The sequence below is a fragment of the Micromonospora sp. H61 genome (genome assembly GCF_018070325.1).
Classification (GTDB): domain Bacteria; phylum Actinomycetota; class Actinomycetes; order Mycobacteriales; family Micromonosporaceae; genus Micromonospora; species Micromonospora salmantinae.
In genome coordinates this window covers 26,628-44,062 of the sequence record NZ_JAGPXY010000056.1, presented here as the reverse complement: position 1 = coordinate 44,062, position 17,435 = coordinate 26,628, and the positions used below count along the sequence as shown (strand labels likewise).

General features: G+C 71.2%; 10 protein-coding genes. 6 read left to right on the top strand and 4 right to left on the bottom strand.

Going from position 1 to position 17,435, the window contains the following annotated elements; translation table 11 throughout:
• The first annotated feature begins 419 nt into the window (after positions 1–419).
• Both KBX08_RS24115 and KBX08_RS24110 read left to right on the top strand, forming a co-directional pair.
• Entirely contained in the window at positions 420–1,439 is a 1,020-nt protein-coding gene (locus KBX08_RS24115) for a 4-hydroxy-3-methylbut-2-enyl diphosphate reductase (protein WP_374101967.1), read from the top strand.
• A 41-nt stretch (positions 1,440–1,480) separates the two neighbouring features.
• On the top strand, positions 1,481–1,915 hold the full coding sequence (locus KBX08_RS24110; RefSeq protein WP_112581935.1) for a hypothetical protein: 435 nt from the start codon (positions 1,481–1,483) through the stop codon (positions 1,913–1,915).
• A 71-nt stretch (positions 1,916–1,986) separates the two neighbouring features.
• Here the strand turns inward: KBX08_RS24110 and KBX08_RS24105 are convergent, their stop codons facing one another.
• Both KBX08_RS24105 and KBX08_RS24100 read right to left on the bottom strand, forming a co-directional pair.
• Positions 1,987–5,286, bottom strand: a complete 3,300-nt coding sequence (locus KBX08_RS24105; protein WP_210785665.1) for a S8 family serine peptidase — start codon at positions 5,284–5,286, stop codon at positions 1,987–1,989.
• A gap of 136 nt (positions 5,287–5,422) precedes the next feature.
• Positions 5,423–6,595 (bottom strand): DNA recombination protein RmuC, encoded by a 1,173-nt coding sequence (locus KBX08_RS24100; protein WP_210785664.1) that lies wholly within the window; start codon positions 6,593–6,595, stop codon positions 5,423–5,425.
• A 54-nt stretch (positions 6,596–6,649) separates the two neighbouring features.
• Here KBX08_RS24100 and KBX08_RS24095 point away from each other — a divergent pair, with 54 nt between their 5' ends.
• Positions 6,650–7,468, top strand: a complete 819-nt coding sequence (locus KBX08_RS24095) for a hypothetical protein (protein ID WP_210785663.1) — start codon at positions 6,650–6,652, stop codon at positions 7,466–7,468.
• A gap of 67 nt (positions 7,469–7,535) precedes the next feature.
• Here the strand turns inward: KBX08_RS24095 and ppc are convergent, their stop codons facing one another.
• Together ppc and KBX08_RS24085 are read right to left on the bottom strand one after the other, a co-directional pair.
• Positions 7,536–10,322 carry a phosphoenolpyruvate carboxylase gene (gene ppc, locus KBX08_RS24090; protein ID WP_210785662.1) on the bottom strand — a complete coding sequence of 929 codons (2,787 nt, stop codon included), beginning with the start codon at positions 10,320–10,322 and terminating at the stop codon, positions 7,536–7,538.
• 405 nt (positions 10,323–10,727) lie between these two features.
• Positions 10,728–11,642, bottom strand: coding sequence for a cyclase family protein (locus KBX08_RS24085; protein ID WP_210785661.1), 915 nt, complete (start codon positions 11,640–11,642; stop codon positions 10,728–10,730).
• A 196-nt stretch (positions 11,643–11,838) separates the two neighbouring features.
• On the opposite strand from KBX08_RS24085, the gene mfd reads away from it, so the two are divergent.
• From mfd to KBX08_RS24070, 3 genes are all read left to right on the top strand, one after another.
• Entirely contained in the window at positions 11,839–15,471 is a 3,633-nt protein-coding gene (gene mfd, locus KBX08_RS24080; protein ID WP_210785660.1) for a transcription-repair coupling factor, read from the top strand.
• A 137-nt stretch (positions 15,472–15,608) separates the two neighbouring features.
• Positions 15,609–16,364, top strand: a complete 756-nt coding sequence (locus KBX08_RS24075) for a hypothetical protein (protein WP_210785659.1) — start codon at positions 15,609–15,611, stop codon at positions 16,362–16,364.
• A 2-nt stretch (positions 16,365–16,366) separates the two neighbouring features.
• On the top strand, positions 16,367–17,362 hold the full coding sequence (locus tag KBX08_RS24070) for a nucleoside triphosphate pyrophosphohydrolase (RefSeq protein ID WP_210785658.1): 996 nt from the start codon (positions 16,367–16,369) through the stop codon (positions 17,360–17,362).
• The last annotated feature ends 73 nt before the right edge of the window (positions 17,363–17,435 follow it).

The window sequence follows — 17,435 nt, the reverse complement described above, 5'->3', positions numbered from 1 at the left end:
TCGCTCACCCGCCCACCCTACGGACCTCTCGGGTGATCAAGAGGTTTGCGTCGGCGCTGGGCGCGTTTCTGACGTAAACCTCTTGATCACCCGGGGCCGAGGGTGGCAACACCGTTGCGTCAGACGGAGTGGCTGTTCGTCAACCCCGCGCTGTCCGTCGATCATGGAGTTGTGGTGGGTGGCAAAGTGCCCGCATCGAGCCAAACCAGGCACCGTAACTCCATGATCGACGAGGGCGGGCTGCCCCTCGTCCGCGATCTTGCGTTTACTGTCGCGACATAAGAGGGTATTCCGCGCATATCAGCGACCAAAACTGCAAGATCGGCGCGGGCGGGGCCGTTCTGGAGTGACGGACCTGGGTTCACCGTGCCCATGCGCCCACTAACCGATCTCTAGTGCAACGGTGTTGCCGAGGGTGGTTGCGGGCCGCTGCCGCGCTGCGGGGTGGCACGTACGATGGGGCGGTGACTGATCTCCGGACCGGCAAGCGCGTGCTCCTGGCCAAGCCCCGCGGCTACTGCGCGGGTGTCGACCGCGCGGTGCAGACCGTGGAGGAGGCGCTGAAGCTCTACGGCGCCCCGATCTACGTGCGCAAGCAGATCGTGCACAACAAGCACGTGGTGCAGACCCTGGAGGCCCAGGGCGCCATCTTCGTGGAGGAGAACGAGGAGGTGCCGGAGGGCGCCACAGTCGTCTTCTCCGCGCACGGTGTGGCGCCCGAGGTCCACGAGCAGGCCAAGGCGCGTTCGTTGAAGGCGATCGACGCGACCTGTCCGCTGGTCACCAAGGTGCACCACGAGGCGCGGCGCTTCGCGGCCGAGGACTACGACATCCTGCTCATCGGCCACGAGGGGCACGAAGAGGTCATCGGCACCGCCGGTGAGGCCCCCGCGCACATCCAGCTGGTGGACGGCCCGGACGGCGCCGACAAGATCACCGTACGTGATCCGGAGAAGGTGGTATGGCTCTCCCAGACCACGCTCTCGGTCGACGAGACGCTGGAGACTGTGGCCCGCCTCAAGCAGCGGCTGCCGCTGTTGCAGTCCCCGCCCAGCGACGACATCTGCTACGCCACCTCCAACCGGCAGCACGTGGTCAAGGAGATCGCCGCCGACTGTGACGTGGTGATCGTGGTCGGCTCGACGAACTCCTCCAACTCGGTCCGCCTGGTCGAGGTCGCCCTCGACGCCGGTGCCCGCGCCGGTCACCTGGTCGACTTCGCGCACGAGATCGACGACGCCTGGCTGGAGGGGGCCACCACGGTCGGTTTGACCTCGGGCGCGAGCGTCCCGGACGACCTGGTCCAGGAGGTGCTGGTCCACCTCGCCGCCCGTGGCTTCGCCGACGTCGAGGAGATCACCACCGCCAACGAGCGGCTCACGTTCTCGCTTCCGCAGGAGCTGAGGCGGGACATGAAGGCCGCTGCGGCGCGCGGCTGAAGCGTGGGAACGAACTCGGGTCGGCGTACGTCAGATTCGGCATGAGGACTCTTCGGCTCGCCGTCCCCGCGCTGGCCGTCTGCGTGGCGCTGAGCGCCTGCGGCGGCCAGGGTGTCGGGGGCGGCACACCCACCCCGACCCCGACGGGAGCGCAGCCGGTGACCAGCCAGCCCACGCCCGACCCGACGCCCTCGCCAGAGACCGGCACCCGGTCCGTGCCGCCCGGGCTGAAGACTCCGAAACCGGGCGGCCCGAGCACGCCGCCGGGAGTCGGGGCCACCACACTGAGCGGCACCGTGCAGGGCGGTGTGGAGCCTGGCTGCGTACTGCTCGACGGTTACCTACTGCTCGGCGGCCCGCGTGAGGTGCTGACGCCGGGCGCCCGGGTCGAGGTCACCGGTCGGGTGGAGCCCGGCATGATGACCACCTGCCAGCAGGGCACCCCGTTCGTCGTGACGGCCGCCCACCGGTCCTGACCACTGACCCCTGACATGCGGGAGCCCGCCCCCGAACGTGGGGACGGGCTCCTGCCGGTGTTACGAGCGGATCAGTTCACGGCACCGATGGACACGTTCCCGCGACCCACGATCGCACCCTCGCTGGTGACGATCGCCAGTTCACCGGAGAGCTGACGCCCGTCGGCCGGAACGGCCACCGCGGTCACCGTGCCGGTGATGGTGGCCGACTCGCCGTGCATCAGCGGCACCGCGACGGCCGGAGCGGTGATCGTGCCCAGCGACGCGGACGCGAACGCGTCGTAGTAGTCGTAGGCGGTGCTGGTGCCCGGCCCGTCAACCCCGTACGGCTCCACCACGACGCGGTAGGTGCCGGCGGCCGGGTTGGTCAGCGTGACCGCCTCCTCCGAGTCGCCGTCCGCGGCCCGGCCGACCTCGGTGGTGTCCCGGTAGACGAACAGGTCCAGGTCGGCGCCCGCGTTGGCGGGGTTGCCGATCCGGGCGGTGAACGTCGACGTGCCCGCCGGGATCTCGACGGTCCACTCCTGGTTGGGACCGCCCTCGGTGATGGTCGGACGCTCGGTCCGCACACCGGTCAGCGCGCCACTGCGGCCGCTGACCGAGACCGGGCCGAAGGCGTTGGTGACCTTCCAGCTCACCGGGGTCGGCTCGCCGGCCTCGACACTGGGCAGCTCGACCAGCGCCGGCTCGACAGTCAGGCCCTGCACCCGCGCCTGGAGCTTGAACGGGTTGTTCAGCGCCGGGGACGTCCGCCGCGACTCCACCTCGATCTCCCAGACCCCGGGAAGCGGGTTCTGGTAGTCACGCTCCTGCGGCTTGCAGACGTTGACGTCGGAGAAGTTGGTGTAGCAGACGGTGCTGGTGGTGGACTCCACCGGCACACCCAACGGGTTGATCGCGATGAACCGGGTCTGCGAACCGGTGGCGATTCCGGAGAGGTTCACCTGGAGGGCCTTGGCGCCCTCCGGCACCGTGACGAAGTACGACGTGAAGCCGTTGCGGTCGACCGAGCCCTCGTTGGCGTACGAGAAGTTGGGCTTCTTCACATCGTTCGAGGCCACCACCACCGTGGACACCTCGAAGTCGACCACGTTGGTGGCCGGGTCGTCGATCCGCACGATCGCGCCGTGCGCGCCCTCGGTGGCCGGCTTGGCGGTGACGCTGATGGTGACGGCCTTGTTGAGCGGCAACGCGACGGTCTTCGGTGCCTTGAAGGTGCCGTCGTTGCCCTGGAGCGTGATGTTGTGCTTGATGGTGCCGGCCGGGCCGCTGGTGCGGGTCAGCTTGACCGGGTAGGTCTTGCTCTGGCCGACCTTGTGGCCGCCCTCGGACGAGGTGCAGCGGTTGTAGACGCCGGTGCCCCGACCGGGGTTCGGCACGAACTTCACGCCGTTCCAGATGGTCAGCTGCTCCGCCAGGGGGCTGCAGACCGGCGCGTCGGAGACGTACGACCGGGTTTCGACGCCCTGGCGCAGCAGCTGCCAGGCGCCCGGAACGTTGACCATGCCGTAGCCCTGCGCGTACGTCGGCACGTCAGCGATCGGCTTGGCGGAGGTGAACAGCGCCCGCCGCAACGCCGCCGGGCTGACGCCCCGGTCGGTGGCCTTGGCGGCCGACAGCAGCAACGCGCCGGCGCCAGCGGTCTGCGGAGACGCCATCGAGGTGCCGTTCAGCATCGCGTAGCCCGGGGGCAGCGCGTATCCGGCCTCGGGGACCGGGGCGCCGAGCTGCCAGGTCGGTGCGGTGGAGATGGCCGAGCCGGGGGCGGCGATGTTCGGCTTGAAGCCGCCGTCCTCGCGCGGGCCACGGGAGGAGAAGTTGAACAGGGCGTTCTTCTTCTTGACGACCGAGCCGTAGTTGGCCAGCCAGGTGTCCTTGCTGATGTTGGCGGCAACGCTGATCACGTTGCTGGCCACCGACGGGTCGCCGACGGTGTTGAGACCCGGGCCGGAGTTGCCGGCCGAGATGATCAACTGCACGCCGTACGTCTCGATCAGTTCGTTGTAGAGGTTCGCCCGCGCGTTGTTGCCGTCGTTCAGGCCCGGTAGGCCACCGATCGACATGTTGACGATGTCGACGCCACGATTGGCCACCAGGTCGATCATGCCGGTGGTGAGCGCCGCCGCGGTGCAGCCGCCGCCCCAGGAGCAGGCGCGGGCGGAGACCAGCTTGGCGCCGGGCGCGGCACCGTCGAAGGCCCCGTTGCCGAGCATGTCGTTGGCGGCGGTGATGCCGGCGACGTGGGTGCCGTGGGTGCTCTCGACAATGCCGATGTTGACGTAGTCGTAGGTGCCCGGCAGCCCGATCGGCGTGGTGTTCACGTTCTTGCGGAACTCGACGACGAAGGGCTGCCGCTCGGCGACCGGCGTGGCCGGGTTGTCGGTGCCGAAGTAGCCGATGTCGTACTTCTCCTTGTACGGCCGCATGACCGGGTCGTCGGTGAAGTTGAGGTTCTGGTTGGCGTCCACCCGGATGTTGTTGGTGGCCGGGTCGAAGAGCACACCCCAGGTGTCGGTCGTGTCGCCGTCGCGGTTGACGTCACCCCGGGCGTCGCTCGCGTTGGTGACCGACTCGCTGAACAGGTTGAACCGGTACGTGCCGGCCGGCGCCGTCCAGGTGCCGAGGCCGTCGATGGTGAACGACGGGCCGGCGACCTCGGCCTGCATCCGCCGCCACGAGCTGTCCTCCAGCGGGTCGGTCGCGGTGACCCAGTCGACGATCTTTCGCTCACCGGTGGTGGTCTGCTGCAACGCCGGGTGGGCCAGGTCCACACCGGAGTCCATGATGCCGATCGTGACGCCCCGGCCGTCCCACTCCGGGTGGGCCGCGGTGAACGCCACCGCGCCGGTCTCGTTCGTCGGCATGTACGGGTTGTCCGCCGGGGTGGCCGCGCCCGGCGCCTCCACGGCGGCCTGTCGCGCACCAGCGGTGCCGGTGGGGGTCTGTTCCGGGGCCGGGTCCGGCAGTTGGATGACCTCGTCCAGGTCGACCGCCGACACGCCGGGCAGCCGGGCCGCCTTGAGAACCCGGTCGGTCGGGACCTTGGCCAGCACGAAGCCGACCCGGTCCTGCCGCTGGCTGACAGTGCCGCCGAGCTTGGTGAGGCTGTCGGCGACGTCCCCCGCCTCACCCTTCTCGGTGGCGACGATCAACGTGACGGTCGGAGCCTTCTTGGCGCGGGCCTCGCTGAGCAGTTTGGCGTCGTGCGCGCCCAGCGTCTCGGCGGCGGTGGCCGGGGAGGTGTCCGCTGTGGTCGTTGGAGCGGCGGCCGCGGTGGCGGCACCACCCATGGCGGTCACGGCGCTCGCCGCCAGGACCGATGCGAAGAGCGCGGCTGAGGTGCGCCGGCTCAGGTTTGGGAGTCTGCTCACGTTCTCTTTTCCTCCAGAGAACAGGGCCCTCAGACAAGGGCGCTCGGGTGAGCAGAATCTTTCGGGGTATCGGCGAGCACTGTCACTAGTGGCCAGTTCCTTGTGACCACTTCGTGATATGCAGGCGTACGCACTGTCACATAGATGGCTGGCGGGCCGAGACCTCGTCGGCCGGATCGGCCAGCTCGGGAGCCTGCGGCTGCCGGGGCGTCAACTCGACCTGGGCCGGCGTGGCCAACTCGTCGTCCGAGACGCCCAACTCGGCGAGCTTGCGAGCGCTGACCAACACCCGGGCCTCCAGCGAGCCGACCGCCCGGTTGTAGGCGGTCACCGCACCGGCCAGCGAGGACCCGAGCTTGCCCACGTGGTCGCCCAGGGTGGATAGCCGGCCGTACAGCTCCCGGGCGAGGGTGTGCACGGCGAGCGCGTTGCGGGCCAGTGCCTCCTGCCGCCAGGAGTAGGCCACCGTGCGGAGCAGGGCGACCAGCGTGGCCGGCGTGGCGAGCACCACGTTGCGGGTGAAGGCGTGCTCCAGCAGCGTCGGGTCTCGCTGGAGCGCGACGTCGAGGAACGGGTCGGCCGGGACGAACAGCACCACGAACTCGGGTGAGTTGTCGAACGCCGACCAGTACGACTTGGCGGCCAGGGCGTCGACGTGCCCCCGCAGGTGCCGCGCGTGCGCGTCGAGGTGGGTGTCCCGGCCGCGCTCGTCGCGGGCCTCCATGGCTGTCAGGTACGCGTCGAACGGGGCCTTGGCGTCCACCACCACCGAGCGACCACCGTGCAGGCGGACCACCAGATCCGGTCGGACGACCTGCTGGTCGGTGGCGGCGGTGACCTGCTCGGAGAAGTCGCAGTGCTCCAGCATGCCGGCAGCCTCGACGATCCGGCGCAACTGGTGCTCGCCCCAGCGGCCCCGCACCTGCGGTGCGCGCAGCGCCGCCACCAACTGCTTGGTCTCGGTGCGCAGCTCACCGGAGACCGCGTTCATCGAGCGGACCTGCTCACGCAGTTCGGCGTACGCGTCGACGCGGTCGTGCTCCAGCTCGGCCACCCGTTGCTCGTAGCGGCGCAGGGTGTCGTGCAGCGGCGCGACCGCCCGGGCCACCGCCTCCTGGGACTGTGCGGTGGCCTCGTAGCTCAACGCCCGCATGGACTGTTCCAGCCGACCCTCGCCCTCCCGGGTGGCGGCCAGGGTGGCATCCAGGCGGGCGATGTCGGCCGCCGAGCGGGACCGGGCCGCGAGCCAGCCCACCGCCCCGCCGGCGCCGAGGCACACGATCACCAGGAGCAGCGTCGAGACGTCCATCACCGGAGCTTGCCAGACGGATACGACGTGCGACCCGGGGGTACGTTCGATGACATGGAACTTGTGCTCTGCCTCGCCGTTGTGCTGGTCGGCGCGCTGGGCGCCGCCGCGCTCGTCCGCGCTCAGGCCGGTGCCCGTCGGCGCACCGAGCTCGGCGACGCCCGCGCGGAGGCGCAGCGGTGGTACGAGCGCCTCGGCGGCCAGTTGATGAACCTGCACGGCGACGACCCAGCGGTACGACAGGCGCTGGCCGACGCCGGTGAGCGGTACAACGCGGCGGGCTCCCAGCTGGAGCAGGCGTCCACGCCGCACCAGTTCGGGCTGGCCCGGGAGACCGCGCTGGAGGGTTTGGCGTACATCCGGGCGGCGCGTACGGCGCTGGGCATCGATCCGGGCCCCGAGGTGCCGCCAGTGGCCGCCGCCCGTGGCGTGGGGCAGCTCACCAAGGAGCGCGAGGTCGATGTGCAGGGGCAGACCTTCCGGGCCGGGCCGCAACCCGGCCGGGAAACGCCCTACTACTACCCCGGTGGGCGTTATCAGGGCCGCCCGGTGCCCGCCGGCTGGTATTCGACGCCCTGGTGGAAGACGGCGCTGGGTGCCGGCGCCGGTGTGCTCGGCGGCATCCTGATCGCCGACGCGCTCTTCTCGCCGGCCTTCGCCGACCCCGGGTACGGCTACGACGCCGGCTACCAGGAGGGCTTCGGTGACGGTGTCGACCAGGGCGGCGACGGCGGCGACCAGGGCGGCGACTTCGGCGGCAGCGACCAGGGTGGGGACGTCGGCGGCGGCGACTACGCCGGTGGGGACTTCGGCGGTGGCGGCTTCGGCGGCGGTGACTTCGGGGGCGGGGATTTCGGCGGCGGCGACTTCTGACAGTCGTTCAGACCTACGGAAACGGGCCCCGGTCGCTGCGACCGGGGCCCGTTTCCGTACCTGTCGATCAGCCGGTGTTGCGCATCCCGGCCGCGATGCCGTTCACGGTGGTGAGCAGTGCGCGTTCCAGGGCGGTGCCGTCGCTCGGTGCGCGTCGGCCGCCCGGTGCGGTGGCGATCGCCCGCCCGGCCGCGCCCGACTCCCGGTACTGCCGCAGCAGCGCCACCTGGAGATGGTGCAGCGGCTCCAGGTAGGTGTCGCGGACGGCCAGGGTGCGCTGAAGCACCGGCGAGTTCTCCAGCAGGGCCGGTGAGGCGGTCACCGCCAGCACTTCCCGCTTGGTCAGCTCGTACTCCTGCTCGATCTGCTCGAAGATCGGGTGCAGCTTCTTCGGCACCAGCGTCTCGACGTACCGGCGGGCGATGCTCAGGTCGGTCTTGGTCAACATCATCTCGACGTTCGACAGGAACGTGCGGAAGAAGTGCCAGTTGCGGTGCATCTCGGCCAGCACGTCCGCCAGACCGGCCTCACGGGCGGCGGCCAGCCCGGAGCCGACGCCGAACCAGCCCGGCACGATCTGCCGGGTCTGCGTCCAGCCGAACACCCACGGGATGGCCCGCAGCCCGGACAGCCCGGCGCCGGTGTTCGGGCGCTTCGCCGGCCGGGAGCCGATGTTCAGCGCGCCGAGCAGCTCGGTGGGGGTGGACGCCCAGAAGTACGCGGGCAGGTCCGGGTCCTCGACGAGCGACCGGTAGGACCGGAACGCCGACTCGGAGACCACGTCCATCGTCGCGTCCCAGCGCTCCAACATCTCGGCCGGCTGCCGGGGAGCGGTGTGCAGCAGGGTCGCCTGGAGCACCGCGGCGAGGGTCAGCTCCAGGTTCTCCCGGGCCAGCGAGGGCAGGGTGTACTTGTCGGAGATCACCTCGCCCTGCTCGGTCACCTTGATCGCGCCGTCCATGGTGCCGTACGGCTGCGCCAGGATCGCCTCGTGCGTCGGCCCGCCGCCGCGCCCGACAGTGCCGCCCCGGCCGTGGAAGAGCCGCAGGTGCACACCGTGCCGGGCGGCCACGTCGCGCAGCGCGCGCTGCGCCCGGTGGATCGACCACTGGCTGGTGGTGATCCCGGCTTCCTTGTTCGAGTCGGAGTAGCCGAGCATGACCTCCTGCACGTCACCCCGGGCCGTCACCAGCGCCCGGTACGCGGGCAGCGACAGCAACTCGTCGAGGAGCTCGCCGCCGGAGTTCAGCTCGGCGGGGGTCTCCAGGAGCGGCACGAACCCGACCCGGGCCCGCCCGCTGTGCACGTCCACCAGGCCGGCCTCGCGGGCCAGCACCACGGCGGCCAGCACGTCGTCGACACCCAGGGTCATCGAGATGATGTACGACTCGATCACCTCGGCGCCGAACCGGTCCTGTGCCTCCCGGATGGTGCTGAACACGTCGAACGTCTTGCGGGCCGGCTCGGACAGCGACGTGTCCACCGTCGACAGCGGACGGCGACCGGTCAGCTCGTCGGCGAGCAGCTTGGTGCGTTCCAGCCGGGTCAGCGCCGGGTAGTCGGAGACCTCGCCGACCGCCTCGTAGAGCTGCGCGAGCACGGCGTGGTGCGCCTCGGCGTGTTCCCGGACGTCCATCGTCGCCAGATGCAGGCCGAACGCGGAGACCGTACGGATGGTGGAGGCCAGCCGGCCGACCGCGGTGAGCTGCCCGGAGTTGCGGGCCAACGAGGCGCGCAGCAGGTCCAGGTCGGCGATCAGCTCGGCCGAGCCCCGGTAGTCCCGACCCGGTACGTGTGCGGTGCCCTGGCGCAACCTCAGCCGGGTGTTGGCGAGCTTCGCCTTCACGCAGCGTGCCTTGAGCCGGTACGGCTCCTCCGCGTTGACCCGGCGGAAGCGCTGTGCCACCTCGGGCAGCGCGTCCAGGTCGGCGGCGAGGCTGGCGGACAGGTCCAGGGACACCCCGCGCAGTCGGCGGGACACCGAAACCTCGTTGATCAGGTGGTCCATCGCCTTCTCGGTGGCCGCGATGCCGTGCTCGTGCTGGATGGTCAGCACCTCGCGGGTGACCGCCGGGGTGACGAACGGGTTGCCGTCGCGATCGCCGCCGATCCAGGTGCCGAAGCTCAGCGGCCGGGCCGTCGGTGAGGTCTCCACACCGAGCGTGCGCAACGTGTCGGCCAGGTCGTCGAGCACCTGCGGGGCGGCCTCGGCGTACAGGTCGCGCAGGTAGTAGATGGCGTTGCGGGCCTCGTCGGTCGGGTCCGGCCGGTCGAGCCGCAGCTCGTCGGTCTGCCACATCAGGTCCAACAACTCGGCCAGCCGGCGGTTGGCCGGGCCCTCGTCGCTGGCGCCGTACAGGATCGCGTTGGCGGTCTCGGCGTCCAACTCGTCGGCGATCGCCCGCAGCTTGGACAGGATCGAGCGACGGGCCGCCTCGGTCGGGTGCGCGGTGAAGACCGGTCGCACCGCCAGCCGGCGAGCCGCGTTGGCGATCTCCTCGGCCGGCACCCCGCGCTCGGCGATCATCTTGGCGGCCTGGTCCAGCCAGCCGCCCTGCACCGCGCGGCGGCGGCGCAGGTCCCGCGCACGGTGCACCTGCTCGGTGATGTTGGCCAGGTGGAAGTAGGTGGAGAACGCGCGGGCCAGCTTGGTGCCGGTGGTCACGTCGAGCCCGCCGAGGCGCTGGGCGGCCGCCGGGGCGTCGGAGCGGACCTGGGCGCGGATCTCCTCGACGAGGTCGAGCAGTGGGCGACCCTCCTGGCGGGCCAGTGTCTGGCCGAGCAGGGTGCCGAGTCGGCGAATGTCGGCGCGCAGTGCGGCGTCCGGGCCGTCGTGGTCGTGCTGGTCGGTCACGATGCGCTCCCTTACGTGGATACGAAGGACAGCGCTGTCCGACTTACTGGATGGTATCCGCGCGCAGGGGGTGTCTGGAGGGCCCCCTGGTGATCCACTGCCCGCCGAAGGGTGTTTTCCGGGGTGATCTCAACCACCGTCACGGTCCGGCGAGGGGCCGGACTGGGTCGTTCCGGGGCCGGAGGGGGCGACCCGGCGACCCCGGACCAGGCTTGCGCTGACCAACCCGAGCCCTCCGAGGACCGTCCAGATCCCGAGGGCGGATGCCGGCCAGCCGGCCTACCGCCAGCGCCCACGTTGCTAGCCCATGGTCCGTTTTGTGGACCGCACTGTGGAACCAGCTCGCCGCCCCCACGGCCCGGCAGAGACCAGCCGCTGGCCGTGCGGCAGGCGTCGCCGGTGGCGTCAGGGGTTGACGACGGCGAAGGCGCGGACCGGAAAGGTGCCCATGCCGGCCACCATCGGCGGGGCAGCGGTGAACCGGAACCCGCTCGGCGGCAACGCGTCCAGGCCGGTCAGGTGCTCGACGATCGGGATGCCGGCGGCGAGCAGCGCGCTGTGCGCGGGGCGTACGCCGGCGGCCGCCGGGCTCATGTCGTCGATGTTGATCGAGTCGATGCCGACCAGGGCCGCCCCCGCGTCGACCAGCGCCCGGGCGGCCTCCCCGGTCAGGTACGGCGCGTCCGGCGCGCCGTACCGTTCGGTGCCGAAGTGCGCGTCCCACCCGGTGTGCAGCAGCACCGCCCGGCCGGTCACCTCGTACGGGGCCAGCATCAGCCGGTCCACCGCGCGGATGCCGGCCGGCACCCGCACCACCACCCCCGGTAGGTCGGCGAGACGGTCCAGCGACACCCCGGTCAGGTCGTCCCGGCCGGCCCAGCGGTGGGCGGGCGTGTCCAGGTACGTGCCGGTGTTGGCGATCATGTCGATGCGGGCCACGTGGAACTCGGTGCCCGGGGCGTACCGCTCGCGGGATGCCGCGAAGGTCAGCCAGTCGGTGATCCGGGGGCCCGGCCAACCCGGCAGGGTGGTCATCCCGTCGCTGATCACGTGGCTCAGCTCGACCAGCCGACGATCGGCGCCGGATCCGTCGACCGTGACGCCTCGGCCGCCCTTGTGCGGCTCCTCGATGATCGTCTTGGCGCTGATCCGGACGTGGGCGACCATCAGCAGCCCGAGGTGCCGGACGAACAACGCCGCCAGGTCGTCGTCGGTGATCTCCCGACCGGGAATGTCCAGCCGGAACCCCTCGGTACGCAGCCCGCCACCGTTGGCGAAGCTCACCTCCGCGTCGAACTGTGCCCGCCACTGCTCACCCATCCCGAAACCCGACCACGCCAGCCGGCGACGGTCAAGATCCTCTGGCCGGGCGTGGGGCGCGGGTGACGCGCGCGGCGCGGACCTGGGCGGAAGGGGGTGGCTGTCGGTCGACGGGGCTAGGCTTGTTGCCGTGCCCCCCCGTCCGGCTGGACGAGGGGCCGCCGTCGTGTGCGTCGACTCCCCGGGAAGGATTCCCTTGCTCACCGGTCTGTTCACCGCCGCCCTGTCCGACCCCGGGCTGACCCGGGCGCGTGACCTGGCGCGCTCCGGTGCCGCCCAGGTCGACGGCCTCGACATCACCGCCCCGGCGGCGCTGCGCCCGTTCGCCGTCGCGGCGGTCGCCGCCGACAACGACGGCGCCGGGCGACCGGTGCTGGCGGTGACCGCCACCACCCGGGAGGCCGACGACCTGGCCGCCGCGCTGGGCGGGTTGCTGCCGGCCGAGCAGGTAGTTGTCTTCCCCTCCTGGGAGACGCTGCCGCACGAGCGGCTGTCCCCCCGCTCCGACACGGTCGGCCGACGACTGGCCGTGCTGCGCCGGCTGGCGCACCCGGAGGCGACCGACGCGCACGGCGGCACCGGGCCACTGCGAGTGGTAGTGGCCCCGGTCCGTTCGCTGCTCCAGCCACAGCTCAAGGGGCTCGGTGATCTGGAGCCGGTGCAGCTCGCCGCCGGCGAGGAGGCGGACCTGGAAGAGGTCGCCCGCCGACTGATCGACATGGCGTACGCCCGGGTCGACCTGGTCACCAAGCGCGGCGAGTTCGCGGTGCGCGGCGGGATCCTGGACGTCTTCCCGCCCACCGACGAGCACCCGTCGCGGGTCGAGTTCTGGGGCGACGAGGTGGAGGAGATCCGCACCTTCGCCGTCGCCGACCAGCGGACCATCGAGCAGGTTCCGCTGCTCTGGGCACCACCCTGCCGCGAGCTGCTGCTCACCCCGGCGGTCTGCGACCGGGCCGCCGCGCTCGCCGAGCAGCACCCCGAGCTGGCCGAGATCCTCGACAAGCTGGCCGAGGGCATCCCGGTGGAGGGGATGGAGTCGCTGGCCCCGGTGCTGGTCGGCCCCGACTCACTGGAGCTGCTGCTGGACGCCATGCCGGCCGGCACCCACGTCCTGCTCTGCGACCCCGAGCGGATCCGCACGCGGGCGCACGACCTGGTGCGTACGTCGGAGGAGTTCCTGCAGGCCAGCTGGGCCGCCGCCGCGGTCGGCGGCCAGGCCCCGGTGGACGTCGGCGCCGCCGCCTTCCGCACCCTCGGCGAGGTACGCGCCGCCGCCGGCAAGCTCGGCCAGCCGTGGTGGACGCTGTCCCCGTTCGGATTGGGTGAGGGGGAGACCGCCGATACTCGGCAGCCCTGGGAGGACGCGCCCGAGCAGGCCGCCGTCACTCCGGACGACGCCATCGCGGTGACCCTGTCCGCCCAACCGGCGCCGCTCTATCACGGCGAGACCTCTCGGGTGGTCGAGGACCTCAAGCGCTGGGCCGGCGAGGGCTGGTCGATCGCGCTGGTCTTCGAGGGGCACGGCCCCGCCCAGCGGGCGGTGGAGGTGCTGCGCGACGCCGGCCTGGGTGCCCGGTTCACCGAGGAGGTGCCGACCGCGCCCGTCCCCGGCGAGCTGGTGGTCACCTGTGGCGCGCTGAGCAGCGGGTTCGTCGACGAGGCGTCCCGCTTCGTGCTGCTCACCGGCAATGACGTGACAGGCGGTCGGGGCACCTCGACGCGAGACATGCGCAAGATGCCGAGTCGGCGGCGCAACACCATCGACCCGCTGGAGTTGAAGACCGGCGACCACGTGGTGCACGAGCAGCACGGCATCGGCCGCTACGTCGAGCTGGTGCAGCGCACCGTCAACGGCGCCAGCCGGGAATACCTCGTCATCGAGTACGCGGCCAGCAAGCGGGGCCAGCCCGGCGACCGGTTGTTCGTCCCGACCGACCAGCTCGACCAGCTCTCCCGCTACGTGGGCGGCGAGCAGCCGACCCTGCACAAGATGGGCGGCTCGGACTGGCAGAAGTCCAAGGCCCGGGCCCGCAAGGCGGTCCGGGAGATCGCCGCGCAGCTCATCCAGCTCTACGCCGCCCGCAAGGCGTCCAAGGGGCACTCGTTCGGGCCGGACACCCCGTGGCAGCGGGAGCTGGAGGATGCCTTCCCCTGGCAGGAGACGCCGGACCAGCTCGCCGCGATCGACGAGGTCAAGCGGGACATGGAGCAGAGCGTCCCGATGGACCGGCTGATCTGCGGTGACGTCGGCTACGGCAAGACCGAGATCGCGGTCCGGGCGGCGTTCAAGGCGGTGCAGGACGGTAAGCAGGTGGCGGTGCTGGTGCCGACCACCCTGCTGGTTCAGCAGCACTACAACACGTTCGCCGAGCGGATGAGCCAGTTCCCGGTCCAGATCCGGCAGCTGTCCCGGTTCCAGACGGCGAAGGAGACCGAGCGGACGATGGAGATGGTCGCCGACGGCACCGTCGACATCGTCATCGGTACGCACCGGCTGTTGCAGACGGCCACCCGCTTCAAGCAGCTGGGTCTGGTGATCGTCGACGAGGAGCAGCGCTTCGGTGTCGAGCACAAGGAGCACCTGAAGACGCTGCGCGCGTCGGTCGACGTGCTCAGCATGTCGGCCACCCCGATCCCGCGCACCCTGGAGATGGCGATCACCGGCATCCGGGAGATGTCCACCATCGCCACCCCACCGGAGGAGCGGCATCCGGTGCTCACCTTCGTCGGCGCGCAGGACGACCGGCAGGTGGCTGCGTCCATCCACCGTGAGCTGCTCCGCGACGGGCAGGTCTTCTACCTGCACAACCGGGTCGAGTCGATCGACCGGGCGGCACGGCGGCTGCGGGAGCTGGTGCCCGAGGCGCGGGTCGCGGTGGCGCACGGCCAGATGGGCGAGGACGCCCTGGAGAAGGTCATGGTCGGCTTCTGGGAGAAGGAGTTCGACGTCCTGGTCTGCACCACGATCGTCGAGTCGGGCATCGACATCCCGAACGCCAACACGCTGATCGTGGAGCGGGCAGACCTGCTGGGCCTGGCCCAGCTGCACCAGATCCGGGGCCGGGTCGGCCGGGGCCGGGAGCGGGCGTACGCCTACTTCCTCTACCCGCCGGAGAAGCCGCTCACCGAGCACGCCCACGAGCGGTTGGCGACCATCGCCCAGCACACCGAGTTGGGCGCCGGCATGTACGTGGCGATGAAGGACCTGGAGATCCGGGGCGCCGGCAACCTGCTCGGTGGCGAGCAGTCCGGGCACATCGAGGGCGTCGGCTTCGACCTGTACGTGCGGATGGTCGGCGAGGCGGTCTCCGCGTTCAAGGGTGAGCGGTCGGAGGAGGAGACCGATGTCAAGATCGATCTGCCGGTCGACGCGCACCTGCCGCACGACTACGTGAGCGTGGAGCGGCTGCGCCTGGAGATGTACCGCAAGCTCGCCGAGGCGCGCGACGAGGAGCGGCTGGGCGAGGTGATCGCCGAGATGACCGACCGGTACGGCGAGCCACCGGCCCCGGTGCAGAACCTGGTGGAGGTGGCCCGGTTCCGTCTGCTGGCCCGCCGCTACGGCCTGTCCGACGTGTCCGTGCAGGGCAAGCACGTACGGTTCGGCCCGCTGCCGTTGCCGGATTCGAAGCAGATGCGGCTCAAGCGCTATCACCCGGATGCCGTCTACAAGCAGGCCACCGACCAGGTCAGCGTGCCCCGACCGACCACTCGTCGGATCGGTGGCGAGCCGCTGCGTGACCAGGCGCTGCTCCAGTGGTGCGCGCAACTGCTCTCCGATGTGCTCGGTGCCCCCGCCCCACTCGCCGTCGCCGCGAGCGCCTGAGCCGTCGCCGCGAGCGACTGAGCCGGCGGTGTGCTCTGGACCAGGGGCGCTCGTGCGTCGACGCCGCCCCTGGTCGGGGGATGAGCGAAGGTGGGGGGTGTCACAACCCCGGGTGACGGCGTGAGAGAGTGACGGCTATGCGTGCTCGCCGTCTTGCCGCCGTCGCCACTGTGGCGCTCGGCCTCGTCGCCCTCTCCGGTTGCCGTGCTGAGCCTGGTATCGCCGCTTACGTCGGTGACCAGCGCATCACCGATGTTCAGGTCACCACCGCGATGAAGGACCTGCGGACGAAGAACCCGGCGCCGGAGTCCTCCGCCGCCAGCGGGCAACCCGCGGCGCAGCAACCGACTCTGCCCAAGGTGGCCGACGTGGTCCGGGCCCTGGTGCTGACCAAGGTGTGCGAGAAGCTCTCCGCCGAGAAGAACTACCAGCCGCGCGGCCAGGTGACGGCCGAGCAGGCTGCCCAGCAGCTCAGCCTCGACCCGGAGACCGAGCACGTGCGGGAAGTGGCGAAGTTCTTCACCTGCCTGTCCGGGTTGCCGGCCGAGCCGGTCGAGCCGACCAAGGAGGAGCTCGCCGACGTGATCGCTGCCGGGCGTGCGGCCGGCAAGATCCCGGCCGACGTGACCGATGAGGCCGCCGCCCAGCAGCTCGACGGCGAGCAGCTACGCGGCGCGCTGGCGACCAAGCGGATCCTGGCCGAGGCGGTCGGTCGTTACGACGTCACCATCAGCCCTCGGTACCGCCCGCTCGAGTTCCCGCTGCTCAGCTTCACCGATGACGCACCCGCGGTGAGCGTGCCGTTGGGTGAGCCGGGCTCCGACGCGGTCACCGACATTTCCACCCCGGAGGGGCCGACCGCGGCGCCGGAGGCCGAGGGCACGGCCAGCTGAGCATGACCGCACGGATCGTTCTCCTGGTCACCTCACCCCGGTTGCCCGCCGGCCTGTTGACGGCCGCGGCCTGGGACGTCGTACGCCAGCACCCGGTGTTGACGGGCGCGGACAGCGAGTTGACCACGGCCGTGCGCCAGGCGGGCGCCGAGGTCACAGTGGTGGACGGCCCGGCGACTCAGCCGCTGCTGGACGCGGTGGCGACGCACGGCACTGTGGTGTGGCTGGCCGGTCCGGCGGGTGACGAGGCGTTGGCCCGGGAGTTGGGTCTGCGGCTGGCCCGGCAGCCGGGGTTGGCCGAGATGGAGCTGATGTACGGCTCGTGGGATCCGCCGGGTGCCCGGCTGCTCGACGCGGTGGCCGTGCTGGATCGACTGGCCTCGCCGGGCGGCGACCCGTGGAAGCGGGCGCAGACGCACCGCAGCCTCGCCGGTTACCTGCTGGAGGAGAGCTACGAGGCGTACGACGCCATCAGCGCCGACGACACCGACGCGCTGCGCGAGGAGTTGGGCGACGTGTTGTTGCAGGTGGTGCTGCACGCGCGGCTCGCCGAGGAGTTGCCCGAGGACGAGCGGTGGACCATCGACGACGTGGCCGGTGGCCTGGTCGACAAGATGATCCGACGTAATCCGCACGTCTTCGCCGGCGCCGAGGCGGGCACCCTGGAGGAGATCACCGAGAACTGGGAGCGGATCAAGCGCGCCGAGAAGGCGCGGCACTCGGCGTTGGACGGGGTGGCCCTGAGCCAGCCCGCGCTGGCCCTGGCAACGCAGATCCTGGACCGCGCCGCCCGCCGAGGCATCGACGTCCCGCTCCCACCGGCGGCCGACACCCAGGCGGATGCCGAGGCAAGACTGGGCGCCGACCTGCTGGCAAGGGTGGCCGCAGCCCGCGAGGCGGGCACAGACCCCGAAGCAGCCCTCCGCCGCACCACCCTCGCCCACGCCGAAGCCATCCGCCAAGCCGAACCCCCACCCCCACCCGCCAGCCCGCGGTGATCATGAAGTTATTGCTCCGACACGCCGAGGTGGATGGCAACAACTTCATGATCGACGGGGTGGGTGAAACCGG